This window comes from Polaribacter sp. R77954 (assembly GCF_044595335.1).
GTDB lineage: Bacteria > Bacteroidota > Bacteroidia > Flavobacteriales > Flavobacteriaceae > Polaribacter.
This window is the reverse complement of the sequence record NZ_CP138992.1, coordinates 3,985,388-4,001,346: the sequence shown is the minus strand read 5'-3', so window position 1 is coordinate 4,001,346 and position 15,959 is coordinate 3,985,388. Positions and strand designations below refer to the sequence as shown.

The 15,959-nt window shown below is 32.2% G+C and carries 15 protein-coding genes; 4 read left to right on the top strand and 11 right to left on the bottom strand.

What is annotated here, in order from left to right; translation table 11 throughout:
- Positions 1 to 460 precede the first annotated feature (460 nt).
- The 8 genes from SJY27_RS17280 to hemA all read right to left on the bottom strand — a co-directional run bounded on the left by SJY27_RS17280 (position 461) and on the right by hemA (position 8,846).
- Positions 461 to 1,219 carry an EI24 domain-containing protein gene (locus tag SJY27_RS17280; protein ID WP_397446120.1) on the bottom strand — a complete coding sequence of 253 codons (759 nt, stop codon included), beginning with the start codon at positions 1,217 to 1,219 and terminating at the stop codon, positions 461 to 463.
- 19 nt (positions 1,220 to 1,238) lie between these two features.
- Positions 1,239 to 1,790, bottom strand: a complete 552-nt coding sequence (locus tag SJY27_RS17275) for a DUF6973 domain-containing protein (protein WP_397446119.1) — start codon at positions 1,788 to 1,790, stop codon at positions 1,239 to 1,241.
- A 106-nt stretch (positions 1,791 to 1,896) separates the two neighbouring features.
- Positions 1,897 to 2,925: a uroporphyrinogen decarboxylase gene (gene hemE, locus SJY27_RS17270; protein ID WP_397446118.1), complete on the bottom strand. Its 1,029-nt coding sequence runs from the start codon at positions 2,923 to 2,925 to the stop codon at positions 1,897 to 1,899.
- A gap of 94 nt (positions 2,926 to 3,019) precedes the next feature.
- Entirely contained in the window at positions 3,020 to 3,379 is a 360-nt protein-coding gene (locus tag SJY27_RS17265) for a GxxExxY protein (protein ID WP_397446117.1), read from the bottom strand.
- A gap of 111 nt (positions 3,380 to 3,490) precedes the next feature.
- A complete protein-coding gene (gene hemL, locus SJY27_RS17260; RefSeq protein WP_397446116.1) occupies positions 3,491 to 4,780 on the bottom strand; it encodes a glutamate-1-semialdehyde 2,1-aminomutase in 1,290 nt (429 codons plus the stop codon).
- A gap of 64 nt (positions 4,781 to 4,844) precedes the next feature.
- Positions 4,845 to 5,810, bottom strand: coding sequence for a porphobilinogen synthase (gene hemB / locus SJY27_RS17255; RefSeq protein ID WP_397446115.1), 966 nt, complete (start codon positions 5,808 to 5,810; stop codon positions 4,845 to 4,847).
- Positions 5,811 to 6,012: 202 nt separating this feature from the next.
- On the bottom strand, positions 6,013 to 7,605 hold the full coding sequence (gene hemC / locus SJY27_RS17250) for a hydroxymethylbilane synthase (protein ID WP_397446114.1): 1,593 nt from the start codon (positions 7,603 to 7,605) through the stop codon (positions 6,013 to 6,015).
- 5 nt (positions 7,606 to 7,610) lie between these two features.
- On the bottom strand, positions 7,611 to 8,846 hold the full coding sequence (gene hemA / locus SJY27_RS17245; RefSeq protein WP_397446113.1) for a glutamyl-tRNA reductase: 1,236 nt from the start codon (positions 8,844 to 8,846) through the stop codon (positions 7,611 to 7,613).
- A gap of 205 nt (positions 8,847 to 9,051) precedes the next feature.
- Here hemA and SJY27_RS17240 point away from each other — a divergent pair, with 205 nt between their 5' ends.
- The 3 genes from SJY27_RS17240 to SJY27_RS17230 are packed head-to-tail and all read left to right on the top strand — an operon-like array spanning position 9,052 to position 12,076.
- A complete protein-coding gene (locus SJY27_RS17240) occupies positions 9,052 to 9,936 on the top strand; it encodes a helix-turn-helix domain-containing protein (RefSeq protein WP_397446112.1) in 885 nt (294 codons plus the stop codon).
- 36 nt (positions 9,937 to 9,972) lie between these two features.
- Positions 9,973 to 11,013 carry an RluA family pseudouridine synthase gene (locus SJY27_RS17235; protein ID WP_397446111.1) on the top strand — a complete coding sequence of 347 codons (1,041 nt, stop codon included), beginning with the start codon at positions 9,973 to 9,975 and terminating at the stop codon, positions 11,011 to 11,013.
- Positions 11,014 to 11,026: 13 nt separating this feature from the next.
- Positions 11,027 to 12,076 carry a flavin monoamine oxidase family protein gene (locus SJY27_RS17230; protein ID WP_397446110.1) on the top strand — a complete coding sequence of 350 codons (1,050 nt, stop codon included), beginning with the start codon at positions 11,027 to 11,029 and terminating at the stop codon, positions 12,074 to 12,076.
- 58 nt (positions 12,077 to 12,134) lie between these two features.
- Here SJY27_RS17230 and SJY27_RS17225 read toward each other — a convergent pair whose 3' ends face one another.
- The 3 genes from SJY27_RS17225 to SJY27_RS17215 all read right to left on the bottom strand — a co-directional run bounded on the left by SJY27_RS17225 (position 12,135) and on the right by SJY27_RS17215 (position 13,446).
- Positions 12,135 to 12,392, bottom strand: coding sequence for a DUF6952 family protein (locus SJY27_RS17225; RefSeq protein ID WP_397446109.1), 258 nt, complete (start codon positions 12,390 to 12,392; stop codon positions 12,135 to 12,137).
- 34 nt (positions 12,393 to 12,426) lie between these two features.
- A complete protein-coding gene (locus SJY27_RS17220; protein WP_397446108.1) occupies positions 12,427 to 12,735 on the bottom strand; it encodes a thioredoxin family protein in 309 nt (102 codons plus the stop codon).
- A gap of 69 nt (positions 12,736 to 12,804) precedes the next feature.
- Positions 12,805 to 13,446 (bottom strand): peroxiredoxin, encoded by a 642-nt coding sequence (locus SJY27_RS17215; protein WP_397446107.1) that lies wholly within the window; start codon positions 13,444 to 13,446, stop codon positions 12,805 to 12,807.
- Between the two features lie 278 nt (positions 13,447 to 13,724).
- On the opposite strand from SJY27_RS17215, the gene katG reads away from it, so the two are divergent.
- A complete protein-coding gene (gene katG / locus SJY27_RS17210) occupies positions 13,725 to 15,956 on the top strand; it encodes a catalase/peroxidase HPI (RefSeq protein ID WP_397446106.1) in 2,232 nt (743 codons plus the stop codon).
- The last annotated feature ends 3 nt before the right edge of the window (positions 15,957 to 15,959 follow it).

The window sequence follows — 15,959 nt, the reverse complement described above, 5'->3', positions numbered from 1 at the left end:
TACAATTTGCTTTCTTTTAAAATGTTTTTCAAACAAGCTACCTGTTCTATTTTGTTGCTTATTAAACGCTTTTGCATAGGCATTGAATAGATTAGAAAAAGATTGAATGGCTATATTTTCATCGCAATCAATTCTAACTAAAAAATGAAAATGGTTATTTAGTAAGCAATATGAAAATATAGAAATTTTTAAAGTCAAATACTTTTTTACCAACCGCAAAAAGTATCTCATATTTTCATCACTAACAAAAATATCAGTTCCATTTATTCCTCTATTATAAATGTGGTAATACTTGTCTTTTTCTAATTTTTCTAACTTCAAATTATATTTTTTTTTAAAATTATACCTACAAGGTTTTTGAAACCTTGCAGGATGTTTTTGAAACCTTGCAGGAAGTCTTAAAGGACTAGTTAAAGACATCTATATATACCTACAAGGTCTTTGAAACCTTGCAGGATGATTATTTTTCATAAACAAGTTCGTGTTTATTGTGCAATAATTTTAGCGTTTTTCGAGAAGATGCAGTTACAGAAAGTGGTAATACAATGATGATTCCTATAATAGGAATAAACAAAAACAGCATAAACACAATGCCATTCCCAATTGCAAAACCTTTGTTTTTACTTACGAATTCAACACTTTCTTTGTAATCTAAATGTCGTTCTAAGGTATAATCCATATTACCAAAACCTGCATAATAGGCTTGCACTAAAAACAATAGAATAGTAGAGAAAATATTTACAATTGGAATGAATTTTAACAATAGAATGGGAATTGTAATTAATAATTCTTTCCCTAAATTTCTTACGTTTATTCGTATACCACGAATTAGCTGATCTGTATTTGTTGTTTTTCTGTGGATATGTTTTGTATCTCCATAATAGTGTTTTTCTATTTTCTCGGAAACAGGACTCATAAATGGCGCAGATAATGCCATAATAATGTGCTTATATAAAATTAGACCAATTACAAGCACTACAATTCCACCCACAAAATTACTGATGGATGTAAAAGTCTCTTTTCCCCAATCCCAAATCCAAATTTTGGCAATGAAAGCACCCACATTATCTGATAATACATAGGCTTCTAACCCAATAAAAACAGCCGTTAATACACTTATTAATATTGGTATAATAAAATACCTCCAGAGTTTTAATTTTGAAATGAGTTCAAGAGCACCTGCGTATTCTTTGATTCCTAAAATGATGTTTTTTAACATAGCACTATGTGTAATGAATTTAGTCTTCCAAAAATACCAAATTATCAATTTCTTCTAAGGCTGATTCTGAATTAATTTTTACTGCACTTTCTAGTTTTAAATAGAATACATTAATAATCTCGGTTTTGGAACTATCTTTTAAGTTGACGAAATGTTTTCTGCCTATTTTGTTATTATGCAAATCCATTAATTTTGCCATTTTTTCGTTGGGCGAAAACTCTTCATGCCAATCTGTAATTTGTTTTGTCCAAGCTAGAACTTTATCTAGATCTGAACTAAATTTAGCACATTCTTGCGCTATAAGAACATTCCAAATTGCGTGACGAAAAGCATTTGCTTTGTTATGCAAACCATGCGTTTTTGGAAATTCTTTTTCCGCGATTCTTAAGGTATGAATTGTTGCCTTAAATGTAGCAAACATAAAAAATGGGTGTTTTAAAAACCAAACCAATAATGCACTGATTTGTTTGTAGTTTAGGTTTTTAATGACTTCCCATTTGGTCATTTTAAGGTTTTGTATTTTCTTTAATTGATGATGATTAACGCCATACTCTACTCTTTTAGCTGGCAAAAAAGTGCGTTAGCGATTGCAATGGCATCCCCTGAACTTGTTTCAGGGATATAATGGAAAGCGCGACCAAGTTTTTTCACTTGGTAACGCCCAAATTATTATCAACTTATGAAACTTTATACTCTTTTACAGCATCTACAAATGCTTTTGCATTTTCAACAGGAATATTTGGTAAAATTCCGTGTCCTAAATTTACGATGTATCTGTCTTTCCCAAACTCGTTAATCATTTGGTGTACCATTCTTTTAATTTCAGAAGGTGGAGACAACAATCGAGAAGGATCGAAATTACCTTGTAACGTAATTCTACCTCCAGATAAATAACGCGCATTTCTTGCAGAACAGGTCCAATCTACACCCAATGCAGAAGCACCAGATTTACCCATTTCGTTCAACGCAAACCAACATCCTTTACCGAATGCAATTACTGGAGCATCGTCTTTTAAGGCATTGATAATTTGTTGAATATATTGCCAAGAAAATTCTTGATAATCTGTTGGTGATAACATGCCTCCCCAAGAATCAAAAATCTGAACTGCATTTACACCAGCTTCAACTTTTGCTTTTAAATAGGCAATGGTAGTATCTGTAATTTTTTGTAGCAATGAATGCGCAACTATCGGATTTGTAAAACACAACTCCTTGGCTTTATCAAAGTTTTTAGAACCTTGGCCTTGCACACAATAACACAAAATCGTCCAAGGTGAACCAGCAAAACCAATTAATGGAATTTCATCATTTAGTTTTTCTTTGGTTGCTTTTATGGCATCCATTACATAACCTAAAGATTCTTGAATATCAGGAATAATTACGGAATCCAAGTCTTTTTGATTTCTGATTGGATTTGGCAAATATGGTCCAAAATTTGGTTTCATTTCCACTTCTATATTCATTGCTTGTGGAATTACCAAAATATCTGAAAACAAAATAGCAGCGTCCATTCCATATCTTCTAATAGGTTGTACTGTAATTTCTGAGGCTAATTCTGGAGTTTGACAACGTGTAAAGAAATCGTATTTCTTTTTGATTTCCATAAATTCAGGCAGATATCTTCCTGCTTGTCTCATCATCCAAACTGGAGGTCTATCTACTGTTTCTCCTTTTAATGCTCTTAAAAATAGGTCGTTTTTTATCATAATTTAAACGCAAAGGCGCTAAGCTTTTTCGCAAAGGTATTATAAAAGTTTCTTTGCGCACTTTGCGCTTGCCCTTACTTCTTTGCGGTTAATTCTACAAATTATTTACTACTCTTCTAATTCCGTGTTTTATTAAAGCAACATTAAAATTTATTAATAACCCTAATTTACATTCTGATAATTTCAAGTAAGTTAACACTTGAGCTAGGTGAACATCGTTTATCAATTCTACAGATTTTAATTCAATAATTACTTTATCTTCAACAATTAAATCAATTCTATAACCTAGATTCAGTTTTACATCTTCATAAATTAATGGTAGTGCTTTTTGTTTTTCTACTTTTAAATTTCTTTTTCTTAGTTCATAAAATAAACACTCTTCGTAAGAACTTTCTAAAAGACCTGGACCTAAAGCTCTATGAACTTTTAAAGCACAATCGACTATATCAGTCATCTTATTTTTTTTAAACGCAGAGTTCGCAAAGTTTTTTCTTAAAGGCCGCAAAGTATACATTACTTATAAAAAACTTTGCGACCTTTATTTCTTCGCGGTTGTTTGTTCAATTTACATTTCAGATACCGCCAACATCGCTTTATCAGTTGCATCTGCAATCACTTTTATATCTTTCTCTGAAATAGCCGAATTCAAGAACCAAGCTTCAAACTGACTAGGTGGTAAAAACACCCCGTTTTTAATCATCTCCCAAAAGAAAACCGCAAATTTTTCTGTATCTGAAGTTTGTGCTTCTGCAAAATTAGTAACCTTACTTTTAGTAAAGAAAGGATTCATCATAGAACCAAAACGATTTACTACTAAATCTACATTATACTTTTTAGCAGTTTCTAATAAAATCACTTCTATGATGCTCCCAATTTCTTCGAACTTTTCATACGGATTTTGTTTCTTCAACTCTGTTAAGGTTGATATCCCACCAGCCATTGCTATTGGGTTTCCAGACAATGTTCCTGCTTGATACATACCTCCTAAAGGTGCAACTTCTTGCATAATTTCTTCTCTCGCACCATAAGCGCCAACAGGAAAACCACCACCAATTACTTTACCTAAACAGGTAATATCTGCAGTAACACCTAATTTTTCTTGAGCACCACCAAAAGTAGATCTAAAACCAGTCATAACTTCATCAGCAATTAAAACAGCTCCATTTTGATGTGCCAATTCTTTCAAATCTTTTAAAAAATCATTTTGAGGAATTACAACCCCCATATTACCAGCAATTGGCTCAATAATTACTCCTGCAATATCATCGTGTTTTTCGAAATGAACTTTTACACTTTCTAAATTATTGTATTCTGCAATTAATGTATTTTTTACAGCTCCTTCAGGAACTCCTTTAGAACCTGGCAAACTCAAAGTTGCTAAACCAGAACCAGCAGCTACCAATAATGCGTCTTGATGACCATGATAACAACCTGAAAATTTAATGATTTTATCTTTTCCTGTATATGCTCTTGCTAAACGAATTCCACTAAGAACAGCCTCTGTTCCTGAGTTTACAAAACGGACTTTATCCATCTCAGGAAAAGCATCACAGACTATTTTTGCTAATTTAATTTCTGCTTCGGTTGATGCACCAAAAGAATAGCCATTTTTTAGTGCTTTTTTAGCTGCTTTTTCTACTTTTTTATGTCTATGACCTAAAATCATTGGCCCATAAGACACCACTAAATCTACATATTCGTTTCCATCAACATCAATAATTTTACTTCCTTTTGCTTTTTTGATAAACAACGGATTTCCACCAACTGAACTAAAAGCTCTTACAGGAGAATTTACGGCTCCAACAAGGTTTTTTAATCCTTTTTCGTATAGTTTTTGTGATTTTTTGAATTTCATTTTTTTAGCTTTTGGCTTTAAGCTTTTGGCTATTCGCAAAATGCTAACAGCCGAAAGCAAAAAACTATTTTTTTAATAATAATCTAGCTGCTTCCTTTGCAAAATAGGTAATAATAATATCTGCTCCTGCTCTTTTCATAGACAATAAACTCTCCATCATTACGCGTTCACCATCAATCCAACCTTTTTCTGCTGCTGCTTTTACCATTGCATACTCTCCACTAACATTATAACACGCAATAGGTCTATCAAAATTATTTTTTAAATCTCTAATAATATCCAAATATGATAATGCTGGTTTTACCATTAAAATATCTGCGCCTTCTTGATCATCAAAAGTAGCTTCACGCATTCCTTCGTCTCTATTTGATGGATCCATTTGATAAGTTCTTCTATCTCCAAAAGTGGGTGCAGAATCTGCTGCATCTCTAAATGGCCCATAAAATGCGGATGCATATTTTACAGAATATGCCATGATTGGTAAGTTTACAAAACCTGTATTGTCTAAAGATTGACGAATCATATCTATAGTTCCATCCATCATTCCTGAAGGTGCAACCATATCAACGCCTGCTTTAGCGTGAGAAATAACTTGTTTGGCAATATTTACTAAAGTAGCATCATTATCAACATCATTATCATGAATAATTCCACAATGCCCATGAGAAGTATATTCGCAAAAACAAACATCAGTAATTACATATACACTTGGGTAATTCTTTTTGATAAAACGAATGGCTTGTTGCATAATTCCATTATCATTCCAGGTTTCTGTACCTTCATCGTCTTTTTCTGATGGAATACCAAATAATAAAACTGCAGGAATGTTGAGTTCTACAACCTCATCCAATTCTTTAGAAATTTTATCCAAAGAAAAACGTTTTATACCTGGCATTGAAACAATTTCTGTTTCAATATTTTCGCCTTCTTCTATGAATAATGGATAGATAAAATCATCTACAGATAATTTGGTTTCTTTTACCAACCTTCTTATTCCTTCTGATTTTCTTAATCTTCTTGTTCTAAACATAAAAAGTCCCTGTTTAATCTCCTGTTTCCCCAAAGGGGCGCACACTCTTAAAAATTGTTTGTTAAATTAATATTTTCTCCTGCAAGGTTTCTTTTGAACCTTGTAGGTATTCTCTTTATTTATTTTATACCTACAAGGTTTTGGAAACCTTGCAGGATTTTCAGCATACTTTTCCACAATCTATTCCTTCCTTTTGGGAAGATTAAGATGGGCTTGCGTAATACGTTTTCACCAATTCTAAAACACTTTCTACACTTGGCATATTTGCAACTTCAACTTTATCAAAATATTTTCTTGCTTCTTTTGCTGTGGTTTCTCCAATACAAAAAGCGACTTTATCTGTAGAATTTTCTTTCAAATAACTCTCAATCCCAGAAGGACTGTAAAACAAAACTCCAGAAACAGCATCGCTAATTTTTTCGGAACTTAACATTGTTTTATAAACCTCAACTTCATTAACCACAATATCTTGCGTTTTTAAAAATGCGGGTAAAATATCTAATCGTAAATCGCTACAAAAATAAGTTACTTCTTTAGTATCTAATTCTTTAGCCAAATATTCTGCTAATTTCTTAGCGTTTTTTGCAACGTGAGTAACTTTACCAATTCTGTTTTCAATTAATTTTTTTGTTCTTCTACCTACACAATAAATGTCTTTAAATTGAAGCTCATTTTTGGTGAACGAATTTAAAATTGCCTCTACTCCATTCTGACTCGTGATAATAACGTTTTCGATTTCGTTTTTCATCACCTTTGGTGGAATTCTATTGAAACGAATTTTAATGAAGTCGCTATCTTGAATTCCAATGGTATGTGGCAGTGTTTTCTTTTGATCTTCTGACAACTTTTTTGTAGAGTAAATATGATGTTTTACAGCTGAAATCTCTTCATCTTCTAACATTAAATCTTTTCCACCTCTGTTAATTACATAATCTGCACAATCTTTTGCCAAATAACGATGACGCCCCATTTTGGCAGTTTTATTGACTGTTATTTTTTTTGAGCCATCTCTTTTTAGTAAAACACCTTTAAAGTTAATTTCTTCCGTTTTTTCATCAACATAAGCCAAAGCACCAATTGGCGCTGTACAACCACCTTCTAATTGATTTAAAAACTCTCTTTCAATACCTACACAAACTTGCGTTTCGTAATGATTTAATTGTTCGCAAGCATCTTTAACAAAATCATTTTTCTCTAAGCAAGCAATCATAATAACACCTTGTGCTGGTGCAGGAATCATCCAAGAGAGATTAATGGCACCTGCAGGACGTATGCCAATTCTTTCTAAACCTGCAGCTGCAAAAACAGCTCCATTCCAATCATTATCTTCAAGCTTCTGTAAACGTGTATTTACATTTCCTCTTAAATCGACTACTTTGTGGGTTGGATAACGATTCAACCACATGGCTTTTCTACGCAAACTACCAGTTGCGATTACTCCATTAGGTTGCCCAAAAAACTCTTCAGTATCTTTTAGAACCAAAATATCGTTGTAATTGGCACGTTTTAAAACCGCTGCTTGAATGATACCTTCTGGTAGTACTGTTGGCACATCTTTTAAAGAATGTACAGCAATATCAATATCGCCATTAAGCATAGCAATATCTAAATTTTTGGTAAAAATACCCGTAATTCCTAGTTCATACAAAGGTTTATCTAAAACTAGATCTCCAGTAGATTTTATGGGTACGATTTGAGAATCGTAACCTAATTCTAACAATTCTCTGCGTACTTTTTTAGCTTGCCAAAGCGCTAGTTGGCTATCGCGAGTACCTATTCTAATGGTTTTTTGCATCTTTTTTAAGATTGAAATACCTTGTTAATTACTTGAAGGCTTTGTGAAACAGATGTTTCTTCATCTTTAAGATGCTTCACAAATTGAGTAGTTATTTTTTGAATAAAACGAGAAGTTAACAGTTCTGCTTGATCTTCATCAAAATTTGCTATTTTTTTCTTTTGAAAATTAATCTCGTCTTTTTTAATATTTTCTAATGATTGCTTTAAAGCAGCAATTGTAGGAGTGAACCTTCTGTGGTTTAACCAACTATTAAATTCTGACTTATGGGTTTCAATAATTGCCTCTGCCAAAGGAACTTCTTGTTGACGTATTGCCAAAGTTTCATCTGTAATTTTAGATAATTCATCAACGTTAACCAAAGTAACATCACCAAAATTGGCAACATCTTTAGCTACGTTTTCTGGCATTGACAAATCAAGAATCAATAATTCTTTATTACTGGCTACGTGACTTGTTGTAATTGTTGGTTTATCAGCACCTGTAGAAACAATGAGTACATCTGCTTTAGCAACTTCTTTAGATAAGTTTTGAATCAATGCTTTTCTAATTGTAGCATGTTCTTTTACAAACTCGGTTGCTTTTTCTTCTGTTCTGTTGATTAAGGAAACCTGCTTGTTTTGTGTATATTCTGCAAGATTTTTACAAGTATGTTTTCCCATTTTACCCAAACCAAATACTAAAATATTTTTAGAATTGTAATCTGGTAGGTTTTTTATGATATATTGCACTGCTGCATAAGAAACAGAAGTTGTACCAGAACTTAATCTAGTTTCATTTTTAACTCTTTTACTAGCCTGAAGTACAGAGTTTATTAACCTTTCTGAATAAGCATTAGTGGTTTTTAAAGCTTTTGCCATTTTAAAAGATTGCCTTAATTGCCCAACAATTTCGTAATCTCCTAAAATTTGACTTTCTAAACCTGTACCAATTCTAAACAATTGATGAATTGCCTCTTGATCTTTATAAACGTTTGAGAATTTTGCAAATTCTTGAATTGTACCTTCTGAAAATTCACATAACAATTCGATTAACTGACATGGTCTTTCTGCAAAACCAGAAATTTCTGTTCGGTTACAAGTAGATAAAACAAAAACACCTTCAAATCCTTTTTCTTTCGCTAAAGTCAATAAAGATTTTTGACTTTCTTTAGATAAAGAAAATTTTCCGCGCGTGTTAGCATCCGCTTTTTTGTAACTAACCCCAATATTATAAAAGTGCTCCTGCCTTACTTCTTGCATTTTATTTTAAAAGTTGGTCAAAAGTAAAAACTATATTTAAAAAAAAACATCGCTTAAAGTACTTTTTATAACGTTATATGTTTTTTATATGTTTTTTAACCCTAAAACCTCTAAAAACCCTTATTTTTGTAGTATTCACAAGGTTTTACAAACACACTATATAGAACCATTCTAAATAAAATAAATCAAATTTAAGTAAACCAATATGTTTAAAAATGTCGGAGAAAGTACTTTTGAGGAAATCACTTTAGATGATGGTTTTTATGTACTTCATTTTCAGAACGAAAGCAAAGAAGTACAGGTTTTTGAAAGGGCTATTAATAGTACCTTTATTCAAATTCATTTTTGTTTGCGAGGGTATTCTAAATTTTTGTTTAACAATGGCGCTTATTCTTTTGATGTTTTAGACGCAAGGTCTATTCTTTTATACAATCCGCAGAGAACCCTGCCCATTCATTTAGAAAATCAACCTAAAACTACTTTACTTTCTTTATTAATTTCAATTGAAAAATTTCACTCTTTATTCTCTAAAGAATCTGGTTATATTCCATTTTTAAGTGATGAAAATAAAAATCGAAAATATTACGATGATACAGAAATAAAACCCACTGTTTCTATTGTTTTACAGCAAATTATAAACTCAAATATCAATAGTTCTATTAGAAATTTATACGTTAAAGGTAAAGTTTATGAATTACTAAGTTTACATTTTCAACAAGACGAAAATGTAGAAGGAGAGTATTGCCCTTTTTTAGTAGATGAGCAAAATGTCTTAAAAATTAGAAAAGCAAAAGAAATAATTATAGAAAGAATGGCTGAGCCCCCTAGTTTACAGGAATTGGCCAATGAAATTGGTTTAAACATAAAAAAACTAAAAGAAGGTTTTAAGCAAATTTATGGAGATACTGTGTATAGTTTTCTGTTTGATTACAAGATGGAATATGCTCGAAGACTTTTAGAAAGTAACCAGTATAATGTAAACGAAGTGGGCTCGCAAATTGGGTATAGTACAGCCAGCCATTTCATAGCAGCTTTTAAAAAGAAATTTGGTACAACACCAAAAAAATATGTAATGAGTTTAAATCAATAATTAGTTGTTATTTTGCAACTCTAGAAAACGACACCATTGAAAGAAGAACCTTCTCAAAATATAGAAAACGATGACTTGTACGAACATCACAGGTTTGTAGCAAGTGATGGACAAATACCTTTACGCGTAGATAAGTTTTTAATGAACTTTATTGAAAACGCAACCAGAAACAAAATACAACAAGCCGCAAAAGCAGGTAATATTTTGGTGAATGATGTGGTTGTAAAATCTAACCAAAAAGTAAAACCAGGTGATATTGTACGTGTGGTTTTAGCTTATCCACCTCCTGAAAATTTATTAGTTGCAGAAAATATTCCTTTAGATATAGTTTATGAAGATGACACTCTAATTGTTGTTAACAAACCAGCAGGAATGGTGGTACATCCTGGTCATGGAAATTATTCAGGAACTTTGGTAAATGGCCTAATTCATCATATTGAAAATTTACCTACTAATGCTAATGAAAGACCTGGTTTAGTGCACAGAATTGATAAAGATACAAGCGGACTTCTTGTAGTTGCAAAAACTGAATTTGCGTTAGCTCATTTATCAAAACAATTCTTTGACAGAACTACAGAGCGCTTGTATTATGCCTTAGTTTGGGGAAATATAGAGGGAGATGAAGGTAGAATTGAAGGAAATATTGGACGAAGTTTAAAGAATCGTTTGCAAATGGCAGTTTTCCCAGAAGGTGATTTCGGAAAACACGCAGTTACTCATTTTAAAGTTCTGGAACGTTTAACCTATGTAACTTTAGTACAATGTAAATTAGAAACAGGTAGAACCCACCAAATAAGAGCACATTTTAAACATATTGGCCATACATTATTTAACGATGAACGTTATGGAGGCAATGATATTTTAAAAGGCACCACTTTTACTAAATACAAACAATTTGTACATAATTGCTTTAAAGTTTTACCAAGACAGGCTTTACATGCCAAAACTTTAGGTTTTACACATCCTGTAACTGGAAAATTTATGCAATTCGACTCAGAAATCCCTAAAGATATTAGTGATTGTTTAGAGAAATGGAGAACGTATTCTGAGCATTCTAAAGAAATTGAAGAACAGTAGACTTGAACTCTTTATGAATAAAAAAATAATTATTCTAGGAGCAGGAATCTCTGGCTTGTATTTAGGTCATGTACTTAAAAAAGAAGGGTTTAACATTCAAATTATAGAAGCAAACAATAGAATTGGTGGTAGAATTTTCACCAAAACTATTAAGAATACTAAAGTTGAATTAGGTGCCACTTGGCTTTGGAAATACAATTCTGAGTTGTTAAAACTTTGTAAAGCGTTAAACATTTCCATTTTTGAACAAAATATGCATGGAGATGCTTTGTTTGAAGCCAATACATTAACACCAACTCAACGCTTCAAAATCAATGATAACCAAGAAGTTAGCTATAGAATTGTTGGAGGCACAAAAACACTTTTAGATAAGTTACATGATAATTTAAGCGCTGATGAAATCATAACAAATCAAAAAGTAGTTACTGTTATTGGTAATTCAACATCAATAAAAGTAATTACCAAAAATACAACTTTTTCGGCTGATGTTGTTATTTCTACTATTCCACCTCAACTTCTTGTAAATTCGATTGATTTTTCGCCTCCATTGAATTCAAATGTGATAAGAATTGCTAAAAACACCCACACTTGGATGAAAGATTCCATAAAATTTGCAGTGGTTTATCAACGTCCCTTTTGGAAAGAACACGGTTTATCTGGTGTTGGATTTAGCAATGTTGGCCCGTTTACTGAAATCTATGATCATACCGATTTTGATAATAAACATTTTGCATTAATGGGCTTTTTAAATGGTGCTTTGTCACATCAAAGCAAAATCATCAGAATAAAAAAAATACAAGAACAACTGTTTAAATTTTTTGGTGATGATGGAAAAAACTATCTTTTTTATGAAGAAAAAGTATGGAGTAAGGAAACTTTTTTAAACGTCGGAAATGATAATTTTACGAGTCCACATTATAATAATGGGCACTCAATTTATCAACAACATTATTTAAACGAACGATTTATTATAGCTGGTTCTGAAACTTCACCACATTATGGTGGATATATGGAAGGCGCAATTATTAGAGGAAATGAGGTTTTACAGCAACTTAAAAAATGAATTCTATAAAAAAACCTCAAGGTTTTACTTGAGGTATATATCAAATATTTGTGGATATTTAATTATCAATAGAACCTAAAACACGTTTCATAAAAGCGTTTAACGCTTCCTTCTTTGGTGTGCCATCTTTAATCATTTTATCAACTTCTACAGCACCGTATAAATTAGAAATTAACTCGCCAATAACATCTAATTCTTCATCTTTTAGTGATGGAACTTCTGTTAAAGCCTCTAAAGTTTCTATAGTTTCTAAAATATAATCTTGATCGTTTTCTTCAATAAAATTTGTTAAATGCTTTATAACTGGTAACTTCATAATTTACAATTTAATTAGATTTAATACTATGAAATTAAACAACTTCAGCAACTAACTCTTTTAATATATCAAACTTATTCGTTTGCACTTGATTTTTCTTTTCGCCACCTACAAAAGTTGCAAAAGTTGGTAAATTACTTACATCTGCTAATTTTCTACTTTCAGGAAATTTCTCTGCATCTACAATTACAAAAGTTGTGTTGTCATTTTCTGTAGCTAATTTTTTGAATTTAGGCTTCATAATTCTACAATTTCCACACCATGTTGCAGAATATTGCACTACTACCTTTTGATTTTCTTTTACAATTTCTTGTAAGTTATCTGTTGTTAATTCTTGTACCATTTGAATTTTATATTTTAAATTATGAATTACGAGTTTTTAAACCTCGTAATTCATAATTTATTATTATTTTTAGTGAGCTGCTAAATAATCAGCGGTTCCTTTTGCATTTGGAGACATTGCCTCTTTACCTTCTTCCCAGTTTGCAGGACACACCTCCCCATGAGATTGTACATGAGCATAAGCATCAATTAAACGTAAAAATTCGTTTACATTTCTACCTACAGGCATATGGTTAATTCCTTCATGAAAAACAGTTCCTTCTTCATCAATTAAATAAGTAGCTCTATAGGTTACATTATCACCTTCTACTTGTACAGTTTGTGTAGCTTCATCAAAAGTTTCGTTAGTAATATCTAAAATCCCTAAGATAGATGACAAGTTTCTGTTTGAATCTGCTAATATTGGATATGTTACGCCTTCAATACCACCATTATCTTTAGAAGTGCTTAACCAAGCAAAGTGTACTTCTGGAGTATCACAAGATGCACCAATAACAATAGTATTTCTTTTTTCGAACTCACCCAAAGCTGCTTGAAAAGCATGTAATTCTGTTGGACACACAAAAGTAAAATCTTTTGGATACCAAAATAATAACACTTTTTTCTTGTTATTAACTGCTTCTTCTAATACATTTAACTTAAATGTATCTCCCATTTCATTCATTGCGTCTACATTTAAATCTGGGAATTTTTTTCCAACTGCTGTTGCCATTTTGTTTTATTTTAAATTAATTTTTTTGGTTTTGTTACACTGCAAAACTATAGGCTTTTCCTGAATATAAGCACTAAAAAAAAAGAAATATCTTATTTACGAATAGGTTTTTTCAATATGATTTAATTTTTATTTCACCTAAAAAATAAATGGTAAAAAATTTAGACACGAAACCCTTTTGATAGTTATAAATTATTATTAAATAAAAATTATAGATAAAAATTATTTAAAAAAATAATGTAATTTTGAATTTCTAATTAACTGTTAATATTCAACTTATGGAAAATAAAAAATCTAATCCAAACACAAATGTTTGGAAATTAAACGAATCTGAAGCAAGTCAAAAGTGTCCTTTTATGAGTGGAAGCCTAAAAAAAACTGCTGGAAGTGGAACTTCAAATAGAGACTGGTGGCCAAACGAATTAAAACTAAATATTTTAAGACAAAATGCATTAAAATCTAACCCAATGGGTGCAGATTTTAACTATGCAGAAGCATTTAAAAGCATCAATTACAATGAATTAAAACAAGATATCATCAACCTTATGACAGATTCGCAAGATTGGTGGCCTGCAGATTACGGACATTATGGAGGGTTTATGATTAGAATGGCTTGGCATAGTGCTGGAACTTATAGGGTTGGAGATGGACGTGGTGGAGCTGGTACAGGTTCTCAAAGATTTGCGCCTTTAAATAGTTGGCCAGATAATGGAAACTTAGACAAAGCCAGATTATTATTGTGGCCAATTAAAAAGAAATATGGAAATAAAATTTCTTGGGCAGATTTAATGGTTTTAGCAGGTAATTGTGCTTTAGAATCTATGGGTTTTAAAACCTTTGGGTTTGCAGGAGGAAGAGAAGATGTTTGGGAACCAGAACAGGATGTGTATTGGGGTAGCGAAACGGGTTGGTTAGATAATGATGAAAGATACGACACTTCTGATGGTGATTTAGAAGGCCATTTAGGTGCTGTACATATGGGGTTGATTTATGTAAATCCTGAAGGACCAAATGGAGAGCCAAACCCCTTAAAATCTGCACATGATATTAGAATTACTTTTGGCAGAATGGCAATGAACGACGAAGAAACAGTGGCTTTAGTTGCTGGTGGTCATACTTTTGGTAAAGCTCATGGAGCTGCTGATCCTGATAAATATGTAGGTGCAGAACCTCATGGAGCTGCAATTGAAGAAATGAGTACTGGATGGAAAAACACTTATAAAACTGGTGTTTTAGACGATACGATTACAAGTGGTTTAGAAGGCGCTTGGACCCCAAACCCAACACAATGGGATGCTGATTATTTTGATGTTTTATTAAATTATGATTGGGAATTGACCAAAAGTCCTGCAGGTGCACATCAATGGGTACCTACTGAAGCGTCTAAAGCCAGAAAAGCACCAGCTGCTGGTGGAACTGGAACACAATCTATAATGATGTCTACTGCAGACATGGCTTTAAAAATTGATCCTACCTATAGAAAAATCTCAGAATATTTTCATAAAAATCATAAAGCTTTTGAAGAGGCTTTTGCAAAAGCTTGGTATAAGTTAACCCACAGAGATATGGGGCCTGTTGATCGTTATTTAGGGCCAGAAGTACCTACTGAAGAATTAATTTGGCAAGATCCAATTCCTAAAGTAGCTTATGTTTTATCTGATGAGGATATTGCAACTTTAAAGCAAATGATTTTAGCTTCTGAATTATCTATTTCTGAAATCGTAAAAACAGCCTGGGCCTCTGCATCAACCTATAGAAATTCAGATAAACGTGGAGGTGCCAATGGAGGTAGAATTCGTTTAGAACCTCAAAAAAGCTGGGCAGTTAACAATCCTGATGAATTACATAAGGTTTTAACTGTTTTAGAAGGAATTCAACAAGAGTTTAAAGGTACCATTTCTATGGCAGATTTAATTGTTTTAGCTGGTACTGCAGGAGTTGAAGAAGCTGCTAAAAATGCTGGTTATTCTATAACTGTACCTTTTACCTCTGGAAGAGGAGATGCATCTCAAGCACAAACCGACTTAGAATCTTTTAGCTATTTAGAGCCAATTGCTGATGGTTTTAGAAATTACATGAATCCGAAATTAAATGTTTCTGCAGAAGATTTATTAGTAGATAAAGCAAACTTATTATCATTATCAATTCCTGAAATGACCGTTTTAGTTGGTGGTTTAAGAGTTTTAGGAACAAATTATGACAATTCTAAACACGGAGTCTTTACAGAAAATGTAGGTTCTTTAAGTAATGATTTCTTTACTAATATTTTAGACTTCTCATTAACTTGGAGTGCTGCAAACACCGAAGAAAAAGAATTTATAGGACGTGATAGAGCCACTGGAGCCATGAAATTTTATGGCACAAGAGCAGATTTAATTTTTGGGTCTAATACAGAATTAAGAGCGGTTTGCGAAGTGTATGGTGCTAATGATGGTGAAGAACGTTTTGTAAACGATTTTGTAAAAGCATGGACAAAAGTGATGAATTTAGACAGGTTCGATATAAAATAATAC